The sequence below is a fragment of the Amphritea opalescens genome (assembly GCF_003957515.1).
GTDB lineage: Bacteria > Pseudomonadota > Gammaproteobacteria > Pseudomonadales > Balneatricaceae > Amphritea > Amphritea opalescens.
This window is the reverse complement of sequence record NZ_RQXW01000019.1, coordinates 22,479-46,606: the sequence shown is the minus strand read 5'-3', so window position 1 is coordinate 46,606 and position 24,128 is coordinate 22,479. Positions and strand designations below refer to the sequence as shown.

Annotated in this window: 22 protein-coding genes; 7 read left to right on the top strand and 15 right to left on the bottom strand. The window is 51.3% G+C overall.

All coding sequences use genetic code 11. The annotated features are described in order from the left end of the window. Positions 1 to 35: 35 nt before the first annotated feature. From EH243_RS16265 to dksA, 10 genes are all read right to left on the bottom strand, one after another. The gene (locus tag EH243_RS16265) at positions 36 to 1,217 is read right to left on the bottom strand and encodes an acetyl-CoA C-acetyltransferase (protein ID WP_126159720.1); all 1,182 of its coding nucleotides are present in this window, start codon (positions 1,215 to 1,217) and stop codon (positions 36 to 38) included. A gap of 322 nt (positions 1,218 to 1,539) precedes the next feature. Continuing rightward, entirely contained in the window at positions 1,540 to 2,388 is an 849-nt protein-coding gene (gene panC, locus EH243_RS16260) for a pantoate--beta-alanine ligase (protein WP_126159719.1), read from the bottom strand. A 2-nt stretch (positions 2,389 to 2,390) separates the two neighbouring features. Then, a complete protein-coding gene (panB, locus tag EH243_RS16255) occupies positions 2,391 to 3,185 on the bottom strand; it encodes a 3-methyl-2-oxobutanoate hydroxymethyltransferase (protein ID WP_126159718.1) in 795 nt (264 codons plus the stop codon). Between the two features lie 130 nt (positions 3,186 to 3,315). Beyond that, positions 3,316 to 3,816, bottom strand: coding sequence for a 2-amino-4-hydroxy-6-hydroxymethyldihydropteridine diphosphokinase (gene folK / locus EH243_RS16250; RefSeq protein WP_126159717.1), 501 nt, complete (start codon positions 3,814 to 3,816; stop codon positions 3,316 to 3,318). Next, positions 3,809 to 5,221 carry a polynucleotide adenylyltransferase PcnB gene (pcnB, locus tag EH243_RS16245; RefSeq protein WP_126159716.1) on the bottom strand — a complete coding sequence of 471 codons (1,413 nt, stop codon included), beginning with the start codon at positions 5,219 to 5,221 and terminating at the stop codon, positions 3,809 to 3,811. Before pcnB ends, folK begins: the two co-directional genes overlap by 8 nt. Before the next feature lie 555 nt (positions 5,222 to 5,776). After that, complete coding sequence (locus EH243_RS16240; RefSeq protein ID WP_126159715.1) at positions 5,777 to 7,168, bottom strand: sigma-54-dependent transcriptional regulator; 1,392 nt, start codon at positions 7,166 to 7,168, stop codon at positions 5,777 to 5,779. 64 nt (positions 7,169 to 7,232) lie between these two features. Then, positions 7,233 to 10,130: a sensor histidine kinase gene (locus EH243_RS16235; protein WP_126159714.1), complete on the bottom strand. Its 2,898-nt coding sequence runs from the start codon at positions 10,128 to 10,130 to the stop codon at positions 7,233 to 7,235. Further along, positions 10,120 to 10,296, bottom strand: coding sequence for a hypothetical protein (locus EH243_RS18560; protein ID WP_164549142.1), 177 nt, complete (start codon positions 10,294 to 10,296; stop codon positions 10,120 to 10,122). Before EH243_RS18560 ends, EH243_RS16235 begins: the two co-directional genes overlap by 11 nt. Continuing rightward, complete coding sequence (gene gluQRS, locus EH243_RS16230) at positions 10,296 to 11,171, bottom strand: tRNA glutamyl-Q(34) synthetase GluQRS (RefSeq protein WP_126159713.1); 876 nt, start codon at positions 11,169 to 11,171, stop codon at positions 10,296 to 10,298. The genes EH243_RS18560 and gluQRS overlap by 1 nt, the downstream gene beginning before the upstream one ends. Before the next feature lie 36 nt (positions 11,172 to 11,207). Then, a complete protein-coding gene (gene dksA / locus EH243_RS16225; RefSeq protein ID WP_126159712.1) occupies positions 11,208 to 11,636 on the bottom strand; it encodes an RNA polymerase-binding protein DksA in 429 nt (142 codons plus the stop codon). Between the two features lie 367 nt (positions 11,637 to 12,003). On the opposite strand from dksA, the gene EH243_RS16220 reads away from it, so the two are divergent. Both EH243_RS16220 and sfsA read left to right on the top strand, forming a co-directional pair. After that, complete coding sequence (locus tag EH243_RS16220; protein WP_126159711.1) at positions 12,004 to 13,161, top strand: pyridoxal phosphate-dependent aminotransferase; 1,158 nt, start codon at positions 12,004 to 12,006, stop codon at positions 13,159 to 13,161. After that, positions 13,161 to 13,868, top strand: a complete 708-nt coding sequence (sfsA, locus tag EH243_RS16215) for a DNA/RNA nuclease SfsA (RefSeq protein ID WP_126159710.1) — start codon at positions 13,161 to 13,163, stop codon at positions 13,866 to 13,868. The genes EH243_RS16220 and sfsA overlap by 1 nt, the downstream gene beginning before the upstream one ends. Here the strand turns inward: sfsA and EH243_RS16210 are convergent. Beyond that, positions 13,865 to 14,188, bottom strand: coding sequence for a Rieske (2Fe-2S) protein (locus tag EH243_RS16210; protein ID WP_126159709.1), 324 nt, complete (start codon positions 14,186 to 14,188; stop codon positions 13,865 to 13,867). The two genes, sfsA and EH243_RS16210, sit on opposite strands and share 4 nt — an antisense overlap. Before the next feature lie 117 nt (positions 14,189 to 14,305). Here EH243_RS16210 and EH243_RS16205 point away from each other — a divergent pair, with 117 nt between their 5' ends. The 3 genes from EH243_RS16205 to EH243_RS16195 are packed head-to-tail and all read left to right on the top strand — an operon-like array spanning position 14,306 to position 16,934. Beyond that, complete coding sequence (locus EH243_RS16205; protein ID WP_126159708.1) at positions 14,306 to 15,187, top strand: energy transducer TonB; 882 nt, start codon at positions 14,306 to 14,308, stop codon at positions 15,185 to 15,187. After that, positions 15,187 to 16,176 carry a FecCD family ABC transporter permease gene (locus EH243_RS16200; protein ID WP_126159707.1) on the top strand — a complete coding sequence of 330 codons (990 nt, stop codon included), beginning with the start codon at positions 15,187 to 15,189 and terminating at the stop codon, positions 16,174 to 16,176. Before EH243_RS16205 ends, EH243_RS16200 begins: the two co-directional genes overlap by 1 nt. Then, positions 16,170 to 16,934 (top strand): heme ABC transporter ATP-binding protein, encoded by a 765-nt coding sequence (locus tag EH243_RS16195; RefSeq protein ID WP_126159706.1) that lies wholly within the window; start codon positions 16,170 to 16,172, stop codon positions 16,932 to 16,934. Before EH243_RS16200 ends, EH243_RS16195 begins: the two co-directional genes overlap by 7 nt. Before the next feature lie 21 nt (positions 16,935 to 16,955). Here the strand turns inward: EH243_RS16195 and EH243_RS16190 are convergent, their stop codons facing one another. Further along, positions 16,956 to 18,569 (bottom strand): bifunctional aminoglycoside phosphotransferase/ATP-binding protein, encoded by a 1,614-nt coding sequence (locus tag EH243_RS16190; protein ID WP_241235110.1) that lies wholly within the window; start codon positions 18,567 to 18,569, stop codon positions 16,956 to 16,958. A 19-nt stretch (positions 18,570 to 18,588) separates the two neighbouring features. Between EH243_RS16190 and mrcB the strand changes: the two genes are divergently transcribed. Then, positions 18,589 to 20,934: a penicillin-binding protein 1B gene (gene mrcB, locus EH243_RS16185; protein WP_126159705.1), complete on the top strand. Its 2,346-nt coding sequence runs from the start codon at positions 18,589 to 18,591 to the stop codon at positions 20,932 to 20,934. A gap of 4 nt (positions 20,935 to 20,938) precedes the next feature. After that, entirely contained in the window at positions 20,939 to 21,529 is a 591-nt protein-coding gene (locus EH243_RS16180) for a tetratricopeptide repeat protein (protein WP_126159704.1), read from the top strand. Between the two features lie 292 nt (positions 21,530 to 21,821). Here the strand turns inward: EH243_RS16180 and EH243_RS16175 are convergent, their stop codons facing one another. The 3 genes from EH243_RS16175 to EH243_RS16165 all read right to left on the bottom strand — a co-directional run bounded on the left by EH243_RS16175 (position 21,822) and on the right by EH243_RS16165 (position 24,066). Then, positions 21,822 to 22,031, bottom strand: a complete 210-nt coding sequence (locus EH243_RS16175; RefSeq protein WP_126159703.1) for a cold-shock protein — start codon at positions 22,029 to 22,031, stop codon at positions 21,822 to 21,824. Between the two features lie 272 nt (positions 22,032 to 22,303). Further along, a complete protein-coding gene (locus EH243_RS16170; protein ID WP_126159702.1) occupies positions 22,304 to 23,488 on the bottom strand; it encodes a DUF2157 domain-containing protein in 1,185 nt (394 codons plus the stop codon). Beyond that, positions 23,485 to 24,066, bottom strand: coding sequence for a hypothetical protein (locus tag EH243_RS16165; protein ID WP_126159701.1), 582 nt, complete (start codon positions 24,064 to 24,066; stop codon positions 23,485 to 23,487). Before EH243_RS16165 ends, EH243_RS16170 begins: the two co-directional genes overlap by 4 nt. Positions 24,067 to 24,128: the final 62 nt, after the last annotated feature.

Sequence of the window (24,128 nt, the reverse complement as noted above, 5' to 3'; positions counted from 1 at the left end):
GGGCCGCGTTTTTTGTTACAACAGTTTAGCGAGGTTTAGCTGCGTTCGATCGCTAGCGCAGTACCCATACCACCACCGATACAGAGTGTCGCCAAGCCTTTTTTAGCATCGCGACGAGCCATCTCGTGCAGTAGGGAAACGAAGATACGGCAGCCTGAAGCACCGATTGGGTGGCCTAAGGCGATAGCGCCGCCGTTCACGTTAACCAAGGTGGTGTCCCAGCCGAGTTCTTTGTTAACCGACAGAGCCTGAGCCGCGAAAGCTTCGTTCGCTTCAATCAACTCTAGGTCATCAACGGTCCAGCCAGCTTTTTCGAGAGCTTTCTGAGTCGCGCAGATTGGACCTGTACCCATGATCGATGGATCAACACCCGCAGACGCATAAGCCTTGATGGTTGCCAATACAGGTAGACCCAGCTCAGCAGCTTTCTCTGCAGAACAGAGAATAACGGCCGCAGCACCATCGTTGATGGTAGAAGAGTTACCGGCGGTGACTGTGCCATCTTTTTTGAAGGCTGGACGCAGTTTACCCAGTGCTTCTGCCGTGACGCCAAAACGAGGCTGCTCATCGGTATCAAACACAATAGGATCGCCTTTACGCTGAGGCATCACAACGGGGATGATCTCATCTTTGAACTTGCCAGAGGTGACAGCGGCTTCTGCTTTGTTCTGAGAGGCTGCAGCAAAGACATCCTGCTCTTCACGGCTGAAACCATACTTGTCGACAATGTTCTCAGTGGTGATACCCATGTGATAGTCGTTGAACGCATCCCATAGGCCGTCTTTGATCATGGTATCAACCATTTTCCAGTCACCCATACGGGTGCCTTGACGGGAGTTTGGCAGGATATGTCCAGAGATGCTCATATTTTCCTGACCACCGGCAATGATCATTTCAGCATCGCCACAGCGAATCGCTTGAGTCGCCAGTTGAATAGATTTTAAGCCAGAGCCACAGACTTTGTTGATCGTCATGGCGGGTACTTCAATTGGCAGACCAGCATTGACCGCCGCTTGGCGTGCTGGGTTTTGGCCGCAGCCACCCGTTAACACTTGGCCAAGAATGACTTCGTCAATTTGATCAGCCGCAATACCGGATTTTTCCAGCAGCCCTTTAATAACAATCGTGCCGAGCTCGCTGGCAGGAACGGATGACAGAGAACCATTAAAACTACCTACAGCCGTACGGCCAGCAGCTACAATAACAACATCACGCATGATTATTCCTCTTGCTTATAAGATTGCTGCAGAAGTGTAGTCACATAGCGTGACGAAATTATGGCAGGTCAGTCAGAAACCTGACACGGGATACTCTACAGCTGTTTTGTAATCATTTTTATTTGTGCAGTGCAGTACAACATAGACAAAACGCTACTGCAATGGGGTTAGCCCTGCGAGGTGACATGAAGCATAAAAATTGCCACCGGCCTGAGAATTTAACAGGTGTTTCGCGGATAGCCAAGCAGACTAAAGGTGGAGAGGGCGGGGGAATTGCATTTTGAGGATCAGGTGCCACGCTTCGGCGGCACCTGATCATGGCTTAGAGATCGAGCATCATATTGTCGATGAGCCGAGCTTTGCCTAGGTAAGCCGCGGCGATTAAGATGATCTCGGTATCGTCACTGTCGGCCTGTCGTAGATCATCACGTTTAGAGATGCAGTAATAATCACGTTTAAAACCGGCTTGCTCGAGAGCTGTCTGAGCCTCTTCCTGTAACGTTAGATAATCACGTCGGCCTGCGGTTATCTCCGCGATAGTCGTACGGATCGTTTGATTCAAGATTGGCGCAATGGCCAGCTCTTCAGGTGTCAGGTATGCGTTACGGGAACTCAGCGCCAGATTGCTTTGTGCTCGAGCAATGGGTGACCCCTGTATCTCGACGGGTAGGAATAGATCTTCTGCCATCCGGCGAATCACCAGTAGCTGTTGAAAATCTTTCTCGCCAAAGATGGCAACATCGGGCTGAACAATACCGAAGAGTTTACATACTACGGTGGCTACGCCGCGAAAATGTCCCGGCCGGGTGGCACCACAATGGATATCAGAGATACCCGGCACTTCGATTAGGGTTTGTATCACCTGACCATTGGGGTACATCTCTTTAATGGTCGGAGCAAACAGGTAATCGCAGTTCGCCAGTGCGAGCTTTTCCTGATCTGCTTCCAGTGTTCGAGGATAGGCATCTAGGTCTTCGTTCTCACCAAATTGCAGCGGGTTAACGAAGATACTGGCGACGGTGATGTCAGCATTATTATTGGACTGTTGGATCAATTGGATATGACCCGTATGGAGATTGCCCATCGTTGGGACAAAACCGATGCGTTTGCCCGCACGACGTTCTGCGCCGATAGCATCACGCAGTTCGGCGATAGAGTGGATAGTTTTCATGATTACTTGAATCCGTGTTCCGGTCCGGGGAAGGTGCCTGCCTTAACTTCGTCAGCATAGGCTTTAAAGGCTCCGGCGATATCATTGCTGTGCGCCATAAAGTTTTTGACAAACTTCGGACTGCGCCCCGGTGTAATACCCAGCATGTCGTGCATCACGAGTACTTGCGCATCGGTGTCAGCACCCGCGCCTATCCCGATCACCGGAATATCGACGGCTTGCGTGATTTCACCGGCTAACAGGGAAGGGACGCACTCTAGCAGCAGCATGGCTGCACCGGCCTGTTCTAGGCGTACGGCGTCTTCAATCATCTGTTTGGCGGCACTGTTATCGCGACCTTGAATTTTATAGCCACCGAGGACGTTAACCGCCTGTGGGGTGAGTCCTAGGTGGGCGCAAACGGGAATGCCACGTTGCGCTAGCAGGGCGATGGTCTCGTCCAGCCAAGCGGCGCCTTCCAGTTTGACGATATGTGCACCGGCTTGCATCAATGCCGCAGCACTGTCCATCGCTTGTTCGGGCGTGCCGTAGCTCATGAAGGGTAGATCCGCCATGATCATGGAGCCCTGATTGCCCGCTTTTACAGCCGCCGTGTGGTATGCCATCTCTTCGACGGTAACCGGAAGTGTACTATCGTTGCCCTGCAGTACCATGCCCAGGGAGTCGCCCACTAACATCACTTCAACACCCGCGGTGCTGATAAGGTGAGAGAAACAGGCATCGTATGCAGTGAGAACTGCAAATTTTTCACCGGCCTGTTTCCGCGCCATTAGGGTATGAAGGGTAATGCTGCTCATAAGAGAACCTGCTTATTTATTACTCACACGGGTGGGGATTATACCTAGGCCTTTTCGGATTAACTATTGTCTATTGAGCATAGACAGCAAAAACGTTATAACTTATTGTTTTATAATAAAATTAGTTTGACTATATTCGTTCTAAAGAGCCGTTTTCGCAGCATTTAAGGCAGTCTGCTAGGCTTGTTTGGCTGGTGATCCACAGGTCGGGAGCGATTTCTGCGAGGGGATAAAGTACAAAGTTACGTGCTTGAATAAAGGCGTGTGGGACCGTTAAACGCTCGTTATTGATCTGTTGATCACCATACAGGAGGAGGTCTAAATCCAGTGTGCGAGGCCCCCAATGTTGTATTCTCACCCGCTGGTGGTGTTGCTCAATCGCTTGTAGAGCATCCAGTAGATCGAGAGGCAGCAGCGTTGTTTCTAAGCAGGCGACGGCATTGATATAGTCGGGTTGGCCGGGTGGGCCAACTGGATCGCTCCGGTATAGGCTGGAATGGGTCAGGGCGCGACAGTTAGCTAAACGTTCAAGTTCGAGTAGCGCTGTCGTCACCTGTGTCACTGGGTTTTCGAGATTACTTCCCAGGCCGATATAGCAACGGGTCCATGTGGCGTGGGCTTGCTCAGCCATTGTTCTGCTCAGGTTTTTTACCGGGGCTGCGGCGACGTCTGCGACGTTTTGGTGCCTCATCCTTAGGTACTTCGCGGGACATATGGCTGCGGATCTGTGGGTTTTGAGTTTGGTAGTCTGTCCACCATTTACCCAATCCTTCGAGATCTTCACCACTATTTTCACGCAACATCAGCAGATCATAGGCGGCTCTAAAGCGCGGGTGTTCCATGAGTCGGTCGGCACGTTTACCTTGACGACGCGGCAGGCGGAATTGTAACTCCCAGATCTCGCGGATCGGGGTGGAAAAGCGCCGAGGAATCGCCGTTTGCTGTATCTGTTCAGATAGAATCTGATTAGCGGCTTCGTGCATGGCAGGCACCGTGTGCATACCATCATTCTTCTGCAGCTGCGTCATGCGCCGCTGCATTGGGTACCAGAGTAGCGCTGCGAACAGAAAGGCCGGGGTGACGCTTTTGTTCTGCTGTAAGCGTCGGTCGGTATTCTGTAAGGCGTTCAGTATCAGTTGTTCAACAGGCTGACCTTGTGGGTCATCAAGGCAGGCCGCCGTCTGACGGAAAACATGCTCTAACAGGCCGTATTTGCGGAACTGATGAAAGGATTCGATGCCGTGGCCGGATTGAAATATTTTTAGTACTTCATCGAACAGTCGCGCCGGAGCAATATCTTTGAGCAGATAGCCTAGCTCATATAAGGGGGCTTCGGTCGCCGGTTCAATAGTAAAACCCAGTTTAGCGGCAAAGCGTGCCGCGCGAAGCATGCGCACAGGGTCTTCACGGTAACGGGAATCTGGATCGCCAATCATTCTTAGCGTGCGATTCTGCAGGTCATTAAAACCGTTGGTGAAGTCGTAAACGCAGTGATCTTTAGGGCAATAGTAGAGGGCGTTAACGGTGAAGTCGCGCCGTAGAGCATCTTCTTCGATAGTGCCGTAGACATTATCCCGGACGATCATGCCGCTATCATTTTGACGGCCGTGTTCACCATCGCTGTTTTTCGGCTGGCTGTCATGACTGGCACGGAAAGTGGCCACTTCGATCATATCTCGACCAAAGCGTACATGCAGTAGCTTAAAGCGTCGACCGATCAGACGTGAGCGACGAAAGATCGCATGTGCCTGTTCGGGGGTGGCATTGGTGGCGACATCGAAGTCTTTGGGTTCTTTATCCATGAGTAGATCGCGGATACAGCCGCCGACGAGGTAGCCTTCATAGCCCTCATCCTGCAAGTGATAGGCTGTTTTCATCGCCGCATCGTTTAGCCGCCTGCGGGGGATTCGGTGGATCTCTTCAGGGATAAGCACTGGGCCACTGTTTTGCGGGCTGGCTTTGCCGGCTGATTGCTTTCGATTACTACCGAATAGTTTACGGATAAACGAGCCTATAGGTGATGAGTTTTTGTCCATATCTTACTGAGAAACTTACGCAGAAATAAGAGCGCAGAATAATAGCACAAAATACAATCAAAAAGCGTAGTTAAAGCCGTAGTTTATATGATCTTTGCTGTCGGATGGCAGGGAGTTTTGATACAGAGAAAGGAGAGGGGGTAAGCTGATCGCTGTTAGACAACAACTCAGTATTAGCTTGTTGTTTTTGTTTCTAATAGCACTGATTCGGGACCGTTGTATTGGGTGTCAATTCAGCGATCAGCTTGTAGAGCCTCATTTTTATTTTTATTCGAGGCAAGATACTTATCAACTAATCATCTGGGTTTTATTTTTATTATGATTATTAGCAGTAAGTGTTTTTTTTCTTCTTGTCTTAATAATAGCACTTGCTGTGCCAGTTATTATAACTATATGTTTTTAATGGTTTTTATTGTTTTTGTGCCTTTTTTGTTACCCGGTGTTACCGAGGAAGGTAACAAAAACTGTTACCTTTCTACACATGCTGCACTTGCTTCGTGGGGGATAAGTAACACTTTTTCGCCAAGGTGAGACGCTCATATGTGGTTGGCGGCTTTATTCTTTCGGTTTGCGTGGAATTCCCAGCTTTTGTCGCCGCTCCCATAAGCACTTGCGGCTCACGCCTAATTTCTTCGCCAGCTTGGTCTCGCTCATTGAATCCTGATTTTCCAAGACGAAGCGCTGAAAATAATCGTCTAGAGAGAGGTTTTGGTCGCCGCGTCGCTCTCTAGTGTCGGTTTCAGCAACCAATGAGTGGCCGCTGGCAAAGCTTGATTCCAGTTCGGCTAAGGAGTCGGGTTCGATATCGAGACCAAGCAGGTCGGTGGTAATCATATGATCATCAGCCAGAATAACCGCCCGTTCGATCGCATTTTGTAGTTCGCGCACATTACCTGGCCAGCGGTAGCGGATCATGGTTGTGCAGGCATCATCGCTGAATTTCAGCAAGGGTGAACCGAGCTTTTTACAGCTTCTCTGTAGGAATTGCTGGGCAATATCGATGATATCCTCACCTCGCTCTCGCAGCGGAGGCATTTGAAGCTCCATGACGTAGAGTCGATAGTATAGGTCTTCTCGAAACTCGCCGGTTTTGGCTAGCGCTTTGAGATTGCGGTGGGTCGCTGCAATAAGGCGGACATCAACGTTGATCGATTTTACCGAGCCAACTCGACGGATTTCACTCTCCTGTAGGAATCGCAGCAAACGCGCTTGAGCTTCAAGGGGTAGTTCGCCGATCTCATCGAGAAACAGTGTGCCACCATGGGCAGCTTCTATCAGGCCATTGCGGGTTGCATCGGCACCGGTAAACGCGCCTTTTTCATGGCCAAAGAGTTCAGATTCAATCAGGCTCTCGGGAATAGAGGCGCAGTTAACGGAGATCATCGGTGAGCCTGAGCGAGCGCTTTGCTGGTGGATCGCCCGGGCCGCGAGTTCTTTGCCGGTGCCCGATTCGCCTTGAATCAGCACGGTAGCGTCGGTGCCTGCGACTTTCTGGATGCGCTTAAATAGATTTTGCATCGCGGTGCAGTTGCCGACCATCTCGTTACTGCCACTGGGACTATCACCCTCTGCCGGTGCTGAGGTGTCGTCATCAGTGCTACGGAGTTTGATGATATTGGCGATGGTTTCTAGAATCTCATCGTGATCAAAGGGTTTGGCGATATAGTCCACCGCGCCCATTTTCATGGCTTCGACGGCGGAGCGCATGCTGGCGTAACTGGTCATAATGACGACCGGTACCGCTTTAGCGAGATCGATCAGATCGGTGCCCGGTGCGCCGGGTAGGCGCAGATCACTGATGATTAGGTTGTAATCATTGAGGTTGAACTGGTTGGTCGCTTCGTCAACAGATCCTGCATCGTCAACGGTGTAATGGTTGCGCTCCAGCAATCGCCGGAGGGCAGAACGTATAATAGACTCATCTTCGACGATAAGGATGCGGCTCATTCGGTTTACCTTTGCTTCTTATCCTCGGGTCGCAGGTGTTTGTTATATTACAAACTTAATCCTGTTAACTGACCGGGAGGGTGATAACCATCTGAGTGCCATTGTTCTGATTTTTATTGGCGGGACTCACTACGTTAATACTACCATAATGCTCCTCGATGATGTTATAGACCAATGACAGCCCCAGACCGGTTCCTTTGCCCGGATCTTTGGTGGTAAAGAACGGTTCAAAGAGTTTGTTGATGTGTTCCGCAGAGATGCCGCTACCCTCATCGGTGATGGTAATCACCACGGAGTTACTCTCGCGTGTAGCGTCCAGCCAGACCGAGCCATGGTCGGGTGACGCGTCGCAGGCATTGTTGATCAGGTTGATAAATACCTGCATCAGGCGTTGAGGGTCGCCGCTAAGATGGATTGAGCTATCAATATTATTATTCAGTTGCAGTGATTGGCCGCGGCTATCCATAGAGACGAGATGTAGCGCTTCGTCGGTGAGCTCTTTTAGATTGATCTTTTCGAGGTGCTGCTGTTCATCATTTAAGCCTGAGTGGGCGAAGCGCACCAGTGATTGAACGATGCGGGTAATTCTTTGGGTCTGGGTGACGATCTGTTCAGCACTTTCAAGAATATAGGGGTCATCGGTTTCATACTTGAGGTTCTGTGCTAAACAGGCGATACCGGTGACCGGGTTGCCAATCTCATGGGCCACACCGGCCGCGAACCGACCAATGGAGGCGAGTCGTTCGTTATGGGTTAGGCGGTTGACCAGCAATTGATTATCGGTTTCGTTTTCTAGCAGAATCACCATCGACTCGGGGTCATCGGCGAGGCTGGCTTTGTGCAGGCTAAGCCAGCAGTTCTCATCATTGATCAGTAAGTGTTGTGATAACAGGTGGTTATTATCTTGCCGCGAGAAGTCGTTGAGTAATTCGCCCCAGGGCGCTGGCAGATTCAGTAGCTTGCGGGTTAATACAAAGGATGCCTGAAGTCCGGTGAAGTGCTCCATCTCCTCATTCCAAAAAATAATCTGTCCCTTTTCATCCAGAGAACAGGCCCCAAGAGGCAGACGTTGCAGTGTCATTCGGTGATGACGGCGCAGATTGTCGAGTTCGGCCGCCAGACCGCTCAGGCGGGTCTGATAGGTTTCCAGTTGCGCCTCTAACAGGTGAATATCCCTCGTACGGTATTGGCCTAGAGACTCTGTTTTAATCTGCTGATTGAGCAGGGTGCTGGCTTCAACCGGCCCGAAGAGTGCGCTAAGACGGCTTTCGGTATGGGTTCTGAGTCTTACGAGGTCGATGGCGTTGAGCTCGCCACTGACGAGATTGAGTTCATGCAGGGCTTGATCGATCTCGCGTTTGGCGGTGGTTTTTCCTAGCCGGGGGCTGAGCAGTTCGACCAACTCATCGCTGTGGCTAATGTTGAGCTGTGGCCCTACCGGACGTTGCAGGCTGTTATGTAGGCAAGCACTGGCGCTGGCGATCTCCTCCTGTGAGCTGCGGGTGAGGATAGAGGTGAGCAGGAAAATAATGATATTGGCGGTCAGCGCATAGATCGCAATCTGATGCCAGTTGTCATAATCCATAATGACGGCATCGGCGGTGAGAGTATCGCCCCCAAGCAAGCCCGTTAGCATCGAGCTAATCCAAATACCCATGCCCGCAATGAGTCCTAGGCAGAAACCATTGCGGTTGGCGCCGGGCCAAAACAGGGTGGCGAGAATGCCGGGTAGAAACTGCATAAAGGTAATGAAGGCTAACGTGCCAAGCCAATGAAGGTTGTAGTTCAGTCCCACGGTACTGTAGAACAGATAGCTGCAAAGCATCATTACAATAATGAGTATACGTCGCAGCCACAATAGTCTGGAGTATAAACGCTGGGTTGCTAGCGGAGGCATCAAGGGCAAAATAAGGTGGTTTTGCAGCATAGATGCGATTGAGATCGTCGCCACAATGATGATTCCGCTGGCCGCCGTTAGCCCGCCGATAAAGGCGAGGGTGGTGAGGAAGTTAGAATCCAGCTGGATGCCGAGATTGAGAATCAGAAAGGCGGGTTGATCGGCGATGCCTAGTTTAATGCCGGCCCATAAAATAGGCGGTACGGCGAGTGCCATGATCAGCAGGTAGAGAGGCATCCCCCAACTGGCTTTGTGCAGGCTGTTGGATGATGTGTTTTCGGTAAACATCATATGAAAGGTGTGCGGCATCACAATAATGGCGGAGAAAAAGCCCAGTAACATGGTGCGCCACATATCACTATCGAGTGGCGTATCGAATATCGCCAACTCTTGTGGGTGCTGTAGCAGCCATTGTTCAAGCCCTCCTGGGCCGCCCATCACCTCGAAGAGTGCATAGAGGGCAATGGTGATCATGGCGATCAGTTTAATCAGAGAGCCGGTGGCCATCGCAACAATCAAGCCGGTACGGTTGTAGCGTAAAGACGGATTTCGAGCGCCGACAAGAATCGCGAACAGGGCGATGAGGGTGCAGAACCCGATAGCGATCTGATCGGAGGAAAAGTCTTGGTTTAGGATGTGTAGCGAATCTGAAACGGCCTGAATCTGAATCGAAATTAACGGCAGAATGGCGATCAAAGAGAAGATGGCCGTAAGCGTACCCGCCGTGGCTGAGCGAAAGCGGAAGGCGAAGAGATCGGCTAATGAGCTCAGTTGGTAGGTACGGGTGATACGCAGGATGGGAATCAATATGACCGGCGCAAGGAAAAAGGCCGCCGACGCGCCTAGGTAAGAGGCGAGAAAGCTATAACCGGACTCTTTGGCGAGGGCAAAGGTGCCGTAAAAGGTCCAAACGCTGGTGAATACGCCCAGTGATAGGACATAAGTGACCGGATGATAGATGATCCGTTTTGAGATCCAACCCCGTTCCGTAATATAGGCGGTGCCAAAGAGCGCGGTCAGATAAGCGATGGCGATGAAGATGAGTTCCGTTAGATTAAAATTCATCGCTGCGCCGCCTTCTTTCGAGAATCGCAATAATCAGTATCAGGGCTGCCCAGATAATAAAAGGACGGTACCAAGGGGTAGAGGAGTTAGGCCACCATTGGTCCAAAATTGGGGATAGTAGATAACCACCTATCACCAGCACAATCAGAACACGATAGAAATGCATCAGTTAGTCTCCAGAACAATGCTCATTTGGCTGGGGATAGCGGTGATATCCCAGTGCTCGATGGCCCAATTAAGACACTCCTCTAGGCGACAATCATATAACTCTACCACCGGTTGCTGACCTAAAAAACGTAACGCTTGAATCATCTGTTGACGGGCTTGTTGGTGATCCAGTGCCGGTGCAAGGGTTTGTTTGCTAAGTTTTTGCCCTTGGACATTAGTGGCCACGGGGATATGGGCGTAGATCGGCTGTGGGTAGCCTAACTGCTGTTGCAGGTGTATCTGCTTAGGGGTTGAGTCGAGTAGGTCTGAGCCGCGTACGATATGGTTGATCTGTTGCTCGGCATCGTCAATGGTGACGGCGAGTTGATAGGCGAAAAAACCATCCCGTCGAAAGATGACGAAGTCTTCTGTTGGGTCGTTAGCGGGCTGATGCCCTTGGATAAGATCATCAAAGGGGTAGCGCTGTTCACAATGGCTGCGAATCGCACAGTCGCTGCTGTTTTTTGGCGGATGAGTGCGGCAATAACCATCATAACGTCGCCCGCCTGTACGATCGAATATCTGTTGCCGCGAGCAATGGCAGGGGTAGGCAAGATGGTTATCGATCAGCTGTGACAAAATATCATGGTAGATGGGCAGGCGGTCGCTTTGACGTATCACCGGCCCATGCCATTCAAAGCCAAACTGTTCTAGGGTGTTAAGTATGCTATCCGTGGCGCCTTTGACCACGCGGGGCGTGTCAAGATCTTCAATGCGTACTAGCCATTGGCCATTATGTGAGCGAGCGTCAAGGTAGCTGGCAAGTGCAGCTAAAAGGGAGCCAAAGTGGAGCGGGCCAGTGGGTGAGGGGGCAAAGCGACCTGTATAGACCATTGCAAAAGCGGCCGACGATGTGTCAGCCGCGTAGGGTCAGATACCGAGCTGCTTCTCTTTGATCTCAGCCAGTGTTTTGCAATCAATGCAAAGGGTTGCAGTTGGTCGTGCTTCTAGTCGACGCACACCGATCTCTACACCACAGGCTGAACAGTAACCATAATCATCGTCGTCGATGGTGCCCATCGCCTTGGATATCTTATTGATCAATTTGCGTTCTCGGTCACGGGTGCGCAGTTCGAGGCTGAATTCCTCTTCCTGGCTAGCCCGATCACTAGGGTCAGCAAAGTTGGTTGCTTCTTCCTGCAAGTGATTGACGGTACGGTCGACCTCTTCCATTAGTTCCTGTTTCCAGGCGTTCAGGATGCGACGGAAATGATCTTTTTGAGCATCATTCATGTACTCTTCGCCTTCCTTAATAGGATATGGCTCAAAGTGGGTGAACTGTGTTTCTTGATTCGGCATAGTTCTGCCTCGCTTCTCTCTCAACAGGTCGGGCAACCGTGCCCGAACGCTTCTACCAACGGCTTAGATGCTGATGGTTTTTTAAACCATCCATCAGAAGGGAGCTGAAGTTACCAGAACCTTTGGGTTAGCACCAGCCCCCAGATCAAAAAACTATTTTTGTACTGATATTGGTCTGATTTATTGATTTTGTCATATCGCTATGAACGCTTATCCTCTGCAAGCATTACAACCGTTAATTATAGCAGTGATTGTTGTTTATACCGCATCGGCTAAAGGAAGCTTTATCTGAGTGATTCTGCGTTACGGTTGTGACTAATGTATAATCCTCGCCATTCGAAAATAGCTAACAGAGGAACCGCCTGTCATGAATAACTGGTCGGATCGGGTCGCTGATATTGAGTCTTTTAAAGTCATGGATCTGCTAAAGCGGGCAAAGGAGCTGGAAGCTCAAGGACATGATGTGGTGCATATGTGTGCGGGTGAGCCAGATTTTGCTACCCCCGCGCCCATTGCTGAAGCGGGCATTGCGGCGATTCAGGATGGGCATACGCAATATACCCCGGCGGCGGGTATTCCAGCGTTACGGGAAGCGATTGCCGGTTTTTATCAGTACCGTTACGGTCTGGATATTCCCCCTGAGCGGATAATCGTCACCGCAGGGGCGTCGGGGGCGCTGTTGATGGTGTTTGCGACCCTGGCAAACCCAGGGCAGACTTTTATGATGGCGGATCCAGGTTATCCCTGTAATCCTCGGTTTTTACGTCTATTAGAAGCGCGCGGGCAGTTAGTGCCGGTTGAAGCCGCCGATAATTATCAATTAACCCCTGAGCTGATTGAGCAGCATTGGCAAGCCAATACCGCTGGGGTTCTGCTGGCCTCGCCATCGAACCCTACCGGTAGTGTTGTGCCGCGGGAGCAGCTCGAACTGATTGCGCAAACGGTGAAAGGCAAAGGGGGACATCTGGTCGTCGATGAGCTCTATCACGGCCTGACCTATGGTTTTGATGCGACCTCGGTCTTGTCGGTGGATCAGGATGCCTTCGTCTTGAATAGCTTCTCCAAGTATTTCGGTATGACCGGTTGGCGCTTGGGCTGGACGGTCGTACCTGAATCGGCTGCACCGGATATTGAGCGGTTGGCGCAGAATCTATTTATTTCACCACCTACCATTGCGCAACATGCAGCGCTGGCGGCATTCCGGCCGGAAACCCTCGAAATTCTTGAGCAGCGTCGCGAAGCGTTTAGAGAGCGACGGGATCTGCTGGTGGACGGTTTACGAGCATTGGGCTTTGGTATTCCGTTGATGCCGGAGGGTGCCTTCTATGTCTATGCTGATGCCTCCCGCTTTACCGATAACACCTTCGACTTTTGTTGGGATCTGTTAGAGCAGGATAAAGTCGCGGTGACGCCGGGTGTTGATTTCGGTGATTATCAGGCTAATCGCTATATTCGTTTCTCCTATACCACCAGTGTGGCGCAGATAGAGAAAGCGTTAGCGCGTTTGCGGTTGAGACTGAGCTGATGCAACTGGAAAAGATGCAGTCCGGCCGGTTGATCAAGCGTTATAAGCGTTTTTTGGCGGATATTGAGCTCGATAGTGGTGAGCAGTTAACGGTGCACTGCCCTAATACGGGATCGATGAAAAACTGTGCAGACCCAGGGAGTGAGGTGTGGATTCAGGATTCCGGTAACTTAAAACGCAAATACTTATTTGGTTGGGAGCTGGTGCGGGTTGAGTCGCTTTTTTGGGCCTGTATTAATACGGGCCGAGCGAATGCCTTGATTCGAGAAGCGATCGAAGGCGGTATTATCGATGAGCTACAGGGCTACCAGCAGATTCGTCAGGAAGTGAAGTATGGCGATGAGAATAGCCGTATCGACCTTCTGTTGGAAAGTTCTGAGCGGCCACTGTGCTATGTCGAGATTAAAAATGTCACCCTGTTAGAGGATGACGGCATCGGCTCTTTTCCCGATGCGGTCACCACTCGGGGAGCCAAGCATCTTCGGGAGTTGATGTTGATGGTCTCGCAAGGGCATCGGGCGGTATTGATGTTTTGTGTGCCTCACACCGGCATTGAACAAGTACGCCCAGCGGATCATATCGATCCTGAGTATGGGCGATTACTCCGTGAAGCGGCGGCTGCGGGGGTTGAAATCTATGCGTACGGCGCCAGCATTACACCGCAGCAGGTGACGATTAGTCACTCGCTACCGGTATGTCTTGATTAGGCGATGCAAACTTGCCCCTCTATCACCTCAAAGCTGATCGGCACTAGTTTGGCGCCGGTACAGGGGCCTGCAATACAGAGGCCTTGATCGATGGTGAATAGGGCGCCATGGGTGGCGCACTGAATAAACTGTTTTTCTAGATCGAGAAAGGTGTCCGGCATCCATTCCAGCGGGATGCCTTTATGTGGGCAGCGGTTTTCATAGAGATAGATGTTTCCCTTTTGGTTAACGGCAAAGAGCTTTCGTTCACCTAGCTCTATGCCTTTAGCACTGTTGTCGGGTAGTTCGCTGATGGAAAATAATGGTGTCATGGTGGTCATGCTGAACCCGTTTAATGATCCTATGAGAAAATATCAGACAGGGGTGTCGATACTGCTATTATAATCGCCAACTTTTGTGACTAATTACACCTTTTAAATAAAATGTGATCTGAATCTGTGAACAGCCTGCTGACCACTCTGTTTAAGTGGCGTATTTTGATGATAACCCTTGGGGTGTCGGCGGTTGCCCACATCGCCCTGATCGGTGGCTGGCTGACTGCAACGCAAGCTCCGCATGTCGGAGGGCAGATACTGACGGTTAGTGTCACCGCGGCGCATGCAGATAATCCTAGCGATTCGGCGAATACTGCGGTTAAGGATGGGCCGATTGAGTCCAAGGATGTGGCTGCGGCTCAGAATGAGCTTGAACCTGCCGACCGAGTCGATCCTCCTGAACCAAATAGCACCCAGCCTAATATCGTTATTCCGCCTAAGCCTGCGGTTACCGAGCATCAACATGAGAAGCGCGAAAAACCTCAGCTGAAACCGGCCGTACATAAAGCGGTTTCTGTTGTGGAAAAAAAGCTGCTAGTAAAGTCGTCAGTAAAACCGACAGTAAAGCCGCCAGTCGAGGAAAAATCCATACCGACGTCGCAGGCTGAGCCGGTTGCACAGCGCTCAGACAATAGTTCAAACAATAATTCAGACAATAGCGCGGCTTCAGCAGAGGCGACACCGGTATTGCCCGATAGTGCTGGTTTACAGGGCGCACCTCTGTATCAGTCACAACCACAATTTATGACACCACCTGAGTCACCTAAATATCCGCGTTTGGCCCGTAAGCGGGGGATTGAAGGGCGGGTGATGCTGCACGTGATGATCGATCGAAAAGGTGCCGTCACCGGGCTGAGTGTGGAACATAGCTCGGGTTCAGTACTGCTTGATCGGGCTGCGCAGAAAGCAGTGAAGCGTTGGCAGTTTGTACCGGCTAAGCAAAACGGTATTGCGGTTGCATCCTATGTGCGTGTGCCCATTGATTTTGTATTGGAGAAACATTGATGAGTCATCGTAAGGTTGTCTTGGGGTTTAGCTGTTTGTTGCCTCTGGTGATGCTGGTGTCATTACTCACGGGTCCAGTATCGCTGGATCTAACGACGATTTTTGATCAGTCGGTGGCCGCTCAGGTGTTTTGGCAATTGCGGGTACCTCGGTTATTGCTAACGTTGTTGGCCGGTGGGCTGTTGGCGATTACTGGGGCTGCGGCGCAATCGTTATTTCGTAATCCGTTGGCCGACCCTGGCTTGATTGGTATCTCTGCCGGTGCTGCGCTCAGTGCTGGGGTGATGATGGTGTTGCTGGGGAGTTCGGTGTATCTGTTGGGCGGCTTAATGTTGCCGCTGGCCGCGTTTGCGGGTGGCGTATTAACCACCTTGCTAGTGGCGCGCTTATCGGTGACGTTGCAGGGCGTGTCGGTCACAAATATGCTGCTCTGTGGCATAGCGATTAATGCGATTGCCTTGGCGGGGCTAGGCGGCTTGAAGTATCTGGCGGGAGATCAACAGCTGCGCCAACTGAGCTTCTGGATGCTGGGCAGTTTGAATCATAGTCGCTGGCAAGATCTGCTGGTGTTGCTGGTGGCCGCCGTGCCGGTGCTATGGTTGTTGCCCCGTTATGGGCAGAAACTAAACCTATTGCTCCTAGGGGAGCAGCAGGCGAGTCTGCTGGGGTTGGATGTGATGCGTTGTAAACGGGTGATGATTCTGTTGATTGCACTCGGTGTGGGTGCGGTGGTGGCTCTAACGGGGATTATTGGTTTTGTGGGGCTGGTGGTGCCCCATCTTGTGCGACTACTCACCGGTCCCGATAATCGCCGTTTGCTACCGTTATCGGCCTTGTTGGGGGCTATCTTGCTGACCTTGGCGGATATTATTTCGCGATTATTGGTTTCTCCGGCGGAGTTGCCGGTGGGGATTGTGACGGCGCTGGTGGGCGGGCCGTTTTTTTTACTGTTGTTAACGCGCCGTAAGCGGGAGTTGCGAGTATGTTGAAGGCGTCAGGGATCTGCCTGCAGCGGGGCGGTAAAACGTTGCTTGAGGATATCAATTTAGCGCTGCGCCCAGGTGAAATTACGGTGCTGTTGGGGCCGAATGGTGCGGGCAAATCAACGCTGTTAGGGTTGTTATCAGGGCTGCAGCCGCCGGATAGGGGCGAAGTGAGGCTCGATGAGCAGTTGTTAACTGAGCTAGACCCACAGCTGCGGGCGCGTTTTATGGCGATGTATACGCAGCAGCAGCCGCTGAATTTTCCTTTTCGGGTGGAAGAGGTGGTTGCCTTAGGGTGCTATCCATTGATGCTGGCTGCGGATGCAATGACTGCCCGAGTCCGCGATAGCTTGGCTCAGTTTGAGCTGCAATCACTGGCTCAGCGGGACTATACATCATTGTCCGGAGGCGAACAGCAGCGGGTGCAGGTAGCGCGGGTCTTGGCGCAGGCCGGTGCGGAGTGTCAGGTTTTATTGCTCGATGAACCGGTCAGTGAGATGGACCTAAAATATCAGCAACTCTTGCTGCAGCGTGTTCGGGCGGTCGCCGATCGCGGGGTTGCAGTTTGTTGCGTGCTGCATGACCTGAATCTCGCCGCGCAATTGGCAGATCAGGTGGTCTTGCTACAGCAGGGGCGAATGTTCGGGGTTGGCCCAGTTGCCGAGGTGATGACAGCTGCCAACCTGAGTCGGCTTTACGGTGCTACGGTGACTCAGGTGGTGAGTGAGCCTCAGCCGGTGTTTGTCAGTGGCTTAATATCGTAAGACGTTGATCAAATGGCTAATCTAAGAGATAAGCGGCAGGCTGATAAGCGGGTCTTGGCTAATCTGATCACAGAGGTCTTGAATCGCATGCTCACCGAGGGTGTTAATGCGGTAGCTGTAGGCAAGCTCCTCCTCTTTTAGTGACTCTTTACTGTCCTGCTGTTGCCGCATAATGGTGACATCGGCATCGGATGGATCGACGCCTTCTTGCTGGCGTATGATTAGGCGTTTTTCCATTGATGCTTGGTCGCAATGACAGGCGATAATGCGTAGCTGAACACCTATTTTCTTAGCCATCTTCAGATAGTTATTACGGGTTCGTTCGCGAATAAAGGTGGCGTCGACGATGACCGTCTCACCGGCGATGAGTAGTTTTCGCGTCAGTGCTTTGAGATGGTTGTAGGTATGCACATTCATCTCATTGCCATACATCTCTAAGTTTTCACCCTTCAGGTTAAACTCACGGTGCAACCGTTTACGTTCAACGTCCGAGCGGATACGGATGGCGCCACTGCGCTCTAATAGCTGCTGACTGAGGTAGCTTTTGCCGCTGCCGGAGACCCCATGCATTAAAAATAGCACCGGTGAGGGTTTATTGGCGTAACTCAGGGCGAGTTTGATATAACGGCGATATTCGCGTAAATCATGCTCGGCCCCGATCATGGCCACCTTGGCACGGACCATCGCGCGATAGCCTTTATAGAAATTCAGTAGTTGGGTGCCGTCATAGTCACCGGTGATCTCCAAGTAACGATTAAGGCAGCGGTGCGCAAAGGCGTGTTGTTGATTGGCTTCAAGGTCCATCAGCAGAAAGGCTAAATCGCAGATGGTGTCGATCCAGCGAAACTCTAGATTAAATTCAATACAGTCAAACAGCCGTACTTGATTCTCTAATAGGGTGGTATTGGCAAGGTGTAGATCGCCATGGCATTCACGAATATTACCTTCGCGTTTACGTTGCTCTATTTTGTTGGAGAGGCTGCGAAACTGCTGACTCACCTGATAGGCCAGCTGTTGTAGTTCCATCCAGTCATCTAGGGAATCGAGGTGCTCACCGGTATGGGTAAAGTTATCACTGACCACCTGCCAGATAGTGTCCGGTTCACCCCAAGGGCCATCGGCACTGGCATGGGGGACGCGCAGATGGAAATCGGCAATCTGCTGACTGAGCTCATCAATATGCGCGGGTAATAGCGCATGCTTTAATAGCAAACGATCGAGCCGTAGGGAATCATCGAATTGACGCATTTTCACGGCATACTCGAATGGCGTGTTAATATCGTCCGGTTCAGCCGTGGTTAATTGCTCGGCAATTAGTGTGGGGTTGGTGGGTGTACCGCAAATAGCCACCACCTGTTGATAGATATCCGGCGCTAAACGCTGATTAAGGCGTAGTTCTTCAGAACAATAGTGTTTGCGACTCTCTAGGCTGGTAAAATCAAGGAAACCGAAATTAACCGGTTTTTTGATTTTATAGGCAATATCCCCCGTCAGGATTACCCACGAGATATGCGTCTCAATCACCCGTATTTCGCTGGTCGGATGCGGGTAATGGCTAGGGTTGGACAGAGCGGTGATCAGTTCTTGAGTCATAAAGTCAGTATGCAGTTTCAGTAGGTCATTGCCGGAATTCACAGAGGATTATACGTAGCCCATGGCAAAAAAGAGAGGGGCAGCAGCATCCCGTGCCCAAAAGAGTCGTAAAACAGCGCCAAAAAAGCCATCGTGGAAGCGTCGGCTGTTGATGTTGATGCTCAAATTGACCTTGGTGATGACGGTGATCGCCGCCGTAGGTCTCGTTTATCTTGATGCACAGGTGCGGGCTAAATTTGAGGGTAAGCGTTGGGCGCTGCCTGCGAAAGTGTATGCGCGGCCATTAGAGCTATTTCCGGGGCAGCCGCTGAGCCGTGACGATCTGAAAATAGAGTTGAAAGGCTTGGGTTATCAATTTACATCGCGCGCCACGCAGCCGGGTAGCGCCGAGTGGGCGTCTAGCCGAGTGCGGGTCTATACGCGTGGATTTAACTTTCCGGATGGGCAGGAGCGGGCACAGAAGTTGTTGATCGACTTTAACGGCGCCTCGGTCAGCCGTATTCGGGATGCGGCGGGCAATCAGTTGCCTTTAGCGCGGCTGGAGCCTGTATTGATAGGCGGTATTTACCCTAAAGATAATGAAGACCGCGATCTGATTCAGCTGTCTGAAGCACCTCCGCACCTAGCGGATGCGCTGATCGCTATCGAGGACCGTAACTACTATAGCCATCATGGTATCTCTTTGCGGGGTATCGCTCGAGCGATGCTGGTGAATATTAAAGCGGGCCGCTTTGTGCAGGGGGGGAGTACCCTGACGCAGCAGTTGATCAAAAACTTTTATCTTAGCTCTGAGCGTTCCTTGAGTCGGAAGTTGGCTGAAATTCCAATGGCGATCTTGCTGGACCTGCATTACAGCAAGGATGAGATTCTTCAGGCCTATCTTAACGAGGTTTATCTGGGGCAGGAGGGCTCAAGAGCGATTCATGGCTTTGGTTTAGCCAGTCAGTATCTTTTTGCGCAGCCGATTCGCGAACTCAAGCTGCATCAGGTGGCGTTGATGGCGGCGATGGTGAAAGGTCCCTCTTTTTATGATCCCCGCCGCCATCCTCAGCGGGCGAAAGAGCGTCGTAACCTAGTGCTTAAGGTGTTGCAAGAGCAAGGTAGTATTACCGCGGATGAGCGGGCTAGGGCTGAGCAGCAGCCGCTAGGCGTGGTTAAACAGCAGAGTTTACAGAAGGGTGCCTATCCGGCTTATTTAGATCTCGTTAAACGGCAGTTGCGGGAAGAGTATCCTGAAGAGGCGCTCAATAGCGAAGGTTTACGGGTGTTTACCGCGTTAGATCCTATTGCCCAGATACGGGCAGAGAATAGCCTGGTTGAGGTGACGGCATCGTTGCAGAAGCGCTATGGGGCTTCGATCAAAGCGCTGGAAGGCGGGATGGTGGTCAGTAATCCGCTCAGCGGAGAGGTGTTGGCGGTTGTGGGTGGTCGTAAAACTCGCTATCAGGGGTTCAACCGAGCGCTGGATGCGAAGCGTCCGATCGGCTCGCTGATTAAGCCTGCGGTCTATCTTGCGGCATTGGAGCAGGGCTATACCCTCGCGTCCATCATTGAAGATAAGCCGCTTGAGGTGAAACTGCCTAATGGTGATGTGTGGCGACCGCAAAACTATGGTCGAACCAGTCACGGGCCGGTGCCGCTGCATCGGGCGTTATCCCACTCGTATAATCAGTCAACCGCACGGTTGGGGCTTGAAATCGGTACCGGCAAGGTCGTCGATATGCTGAAGCGCTTAGGGTTGCAGCGGGAGGTTACGGAATACCCGTCGATGTTATTGGGTTCAACGGCTTTATCGCCGTTGGAAGTGGCGCAGCTATATCAGACCATCGCCGGTAATGGTTTTCAGGTGCCGATGCGAGCCATCCGCATGGTGACCGATAGTCATAATGAAGAGCTATCACGCTATCCGTTCCATATTCAGCAAACGGTGGATGGGGGGACGATGCATCTGATTCAATATGCGTTGCAAGAAGTTGTCCGGGAAGGGACTGCTCGTTCGGTGTATAGTCGCTTGCCGTCTAGTCTGACGGTAGCGGGTAAAACCGGCACCACCAATGATCAGCGTGACAGCTGGTTTGCGGGCTTTGCCGGAGACCGTTTGGCGGTAGTTTGGCTGGGGTTGGATAATAATAAGCCGCTGCCATTGACCGGCAGTAGCGGGGCGCTGCGTGTCTGGACTGAATTTATGGCGCAGGCTCATCCACAACCATTTGTCGCAGAAAGGCCGGAGAATATCCAGTATCATTGGATCGAAGATGCTACCGGCTTGATGTCGGGCGAAGGCTGCGAAGGCGCGCGACAGTTACCTTTTATTGAAGGCACCGAGCCCAAAGAGTCCTCAGGATGCGGTGATAACGTTATTAATAATCCGCTTGATCTGTTCAAGCGCTGGTTTAGATCGGAATAAATAGATGAAAAAAGTAATAGCGACAGGTTTTGGTCTACTTTTAACCTCAGTGTTGGCGGGGTGTACGGGCGGTAATGCGAATATTAGTCCGATTGTTGAAGATCGTTCGGATGCTGGCAAAAATGTCGTGGTGGATCGGAATACCGGTGTCCAAAGTGCGGTGGCCACCCCTGTGGAGACCGGTCAAGGGTTTACCGTCATTACGCCGTCATCATCACCATCGACAACGGCATCGGTGCCTGTGCCGAATAATTCTGCCCCTGTCGTGTCGGATAGTAATCCTGCCGTCGTGGCGTTACTCGATGGTGCGCGTGAACAGCAGAAACAAGGCGAATACCGTACTGCGCAAAGTAGTCTTGAGCGCGCTCAGCGAATCGCACCGCGTGATCCTCAGGTGTACTTTCAGTTGGCGGATCTGCGACGTCAGCAGGGGCAATATCTGCAAGCGGAGCAGTTGGCGCTTAAAGGGCTGACATTGGCGCGAGGCCAATCGGCGCAGGAGCGTAAGTTCTGGATTTTGATTGCAGATATTCGCAGTGAAGGTGGTGATCACAGCGGTGCGGCGGATGCCCGTGCGAAAGCCCAATCATATTAATGATCAGTTAGCTGGTGAACTGGTTTCGTGCTGAGGCGTTTTGAGCGGGCACTGTCTGTTTAAAGCGTTTTCAGGTGGCGTCGATTTATCGGTGTGGACTGGTTGTGCTGTATGACTAATCAATTTTCGGCTAATCAAAGATGTGCATGCTGCTTAAAAGAGGTGTGCGAGGCGTAGAAGCGGTGTTTGATCCGTAGTGTTGAATGGGTGTTGATGGATCCTGTTTATGATCATGAGAACAAAAAAAGGGCAAACCCCGTAGGGTTTGCCCTTTTTTAACGGCCGCTATTGATTAGATAGCAACGATGTTTTCAGCTTGTGGACCTTTCTGGCCGTTAGTTACAACGAATTCAACACGCTGACCTTCAGTCAGAGTTTTGAAACCATCGCTAACGATAGCGCTGAAGTGAGCGAAAACATCTGGGCCAGATTCTTGTTCAATAAAACCGAAACCTTTAGTTTCGTTGAACCATTTAACTGTACCGGTAGTTGTAGTAGACATAATAGTATTATCCTGAGATTTATATAAGAGTAGTGCCTTTAGAAGGCTTTATGGCATCAAAATATAGACTGAGACTTAGAAACTGCAGGACGTGGTGTTACGAATAAAACAACGAAATGTAGGATGTAAATATGAGAATTCTTTCTAGCTGCCGATTACTATATAGAGTGATTAAAGGTATGTCTATCTATTTGTTCTTTTATTTTCAAAAGAATCGTTGATGGCCTGCCGATGGACTGGGCTGTTTTACCCATGTCTTGCGCTGGGGGCCCCTAGATACGGCGTTTTAATCTAATGGCGATGGCGCCAATACCGAGAAAGAGAATGCCCAGCAGTACCAACGTGGCGGGCCAGCCTAGCGAATTGGCAAAGTACTTTTCAGAGAAGTAGACAATAAAGCTAAGCATGGCAATCACGCTAGTTAGCAGCAGCGCACGGCTTTGCAGTACCACCGAGGCATAAAGTCCTATTGCTGCAATGGCAAGGAAGAGGAGTTCGGCCGAGGTATTCTGTAGTAAGTCGAATACACCGCTATAGGCCATGACGGAGCCTAAGAAATAACCGAGGATGATCAGGCGTGGATAGCGTCCGGACTTATGTATGCCATAGGCGGTGGCGATGATGCATCCCCCGATGATGAGACAGGCCCAATTGGTCGCGGTGAATTGTTCGACGCGTTCAAATAAGCCACCGTTAAGCCAGCAAATGCCGATTAATAATGCCGGCTCTGTTAGTGCTTTGTGGGATGTCTTTTCGATGGCGGTGGCGACAATAAAGAGAGAGGAGCCTAAGGCGATCGCAATATAAGCAAGGGTTAAACCGAGTAGGTCGAGCCCTACATTTAAAAATCCGTAGCTGAAAAAGAGCCCGGTCAAGAGGAGTGTTGTCCGGCGATACTTAAAGAATATGGCCCATTGATGTATCGCCATCACCCCAAAGACGCAGAGTATGGCTGCTCGCCAGTTATCCCCTTGGGGATAAAACTCGTGAATGAGTACAAACCAGCCATTGGTCATCATGGCGGCCGAGGCCAGTGTGAGCGGCAGGATAAGTCGCGGAAACTTGCCTTCATAGAGGGCGGATATCAGCACGATTAATAGAATATAGCCGACCCCAAGCGTAGTTAGGATGCGCATCGTACTGCCCATGCTATCCCAGAAGGTGCCGATATAGGTGCTGATGCCGGCAAGAATAAAAATACCTCCCAAGTAAGCCAGCAGGGTGCGCAGAATATCCCCTTTGCTACGGTGATCGGTTGGCGTCGTAACGTGCTGATCTAATGCGGTGCCGATCTCGTCGGGGCGGATGTCATAAGTCTTCATGAGCTGGGCGATATGGTTGATGGCACCCGCTTTATTGGTCACGCTCGCGACGCCAAACAGTCCGGCCAATAATGGCCACCAGATCGCACTACCTAGCAAGAGAATGATAATAAGCAATACCAGTAACATCATCATGGCGAAACCCATCCGATAAAGTGGGTGCGACCACGGTAGTATTGATTGGTAATGCTAGGTAGGGGGATATGACGTCCGCTTTTTCTCAGGGCTGCGCCGTAGCGATAACCTGACGAATAAAAGAGTCCGCCGAACAGGCGAGAGTCTGAGCGCGTATTGAGGACGAACTCGTAACCATCTGGCGCAATGCTGGATGAGTCGACCTCGACTCCTTGTAGATCAGGCAGATCGATACGTTGAGGTTTGGTGCGCACGGACGGTGTTTTTTTCGTATGTGACGCAGGCAGCACAAAGGCGATCTCCTGCACGGCGCCGGTTTTGACATGGTAACGCCAGATTCTTGGTCGGTGATCGTTGGTGCGGCTTCCCTGATCAATGAGCTGAACCGAGCGACTGATGACCGCGATTTGTAGTCCAGCCTGATTGTTGACGTATTCGGTGGCGAACAGTAAGTCATTTTGCGGCGGCGCAACCAATAGCGTCGGTAATCCCGATGCCAGCAGGAACAGTGTTACCAGCAGTAAAGGCAGGCCCAAACCAAAGGCGATCGTAGGATTGTCACGTAGAAAGCTCTTCATGCCGAATGTCTCGTTGATGGTGCTGGCGATATCGTTATTAAAGGCAGTATATCAGCACAATC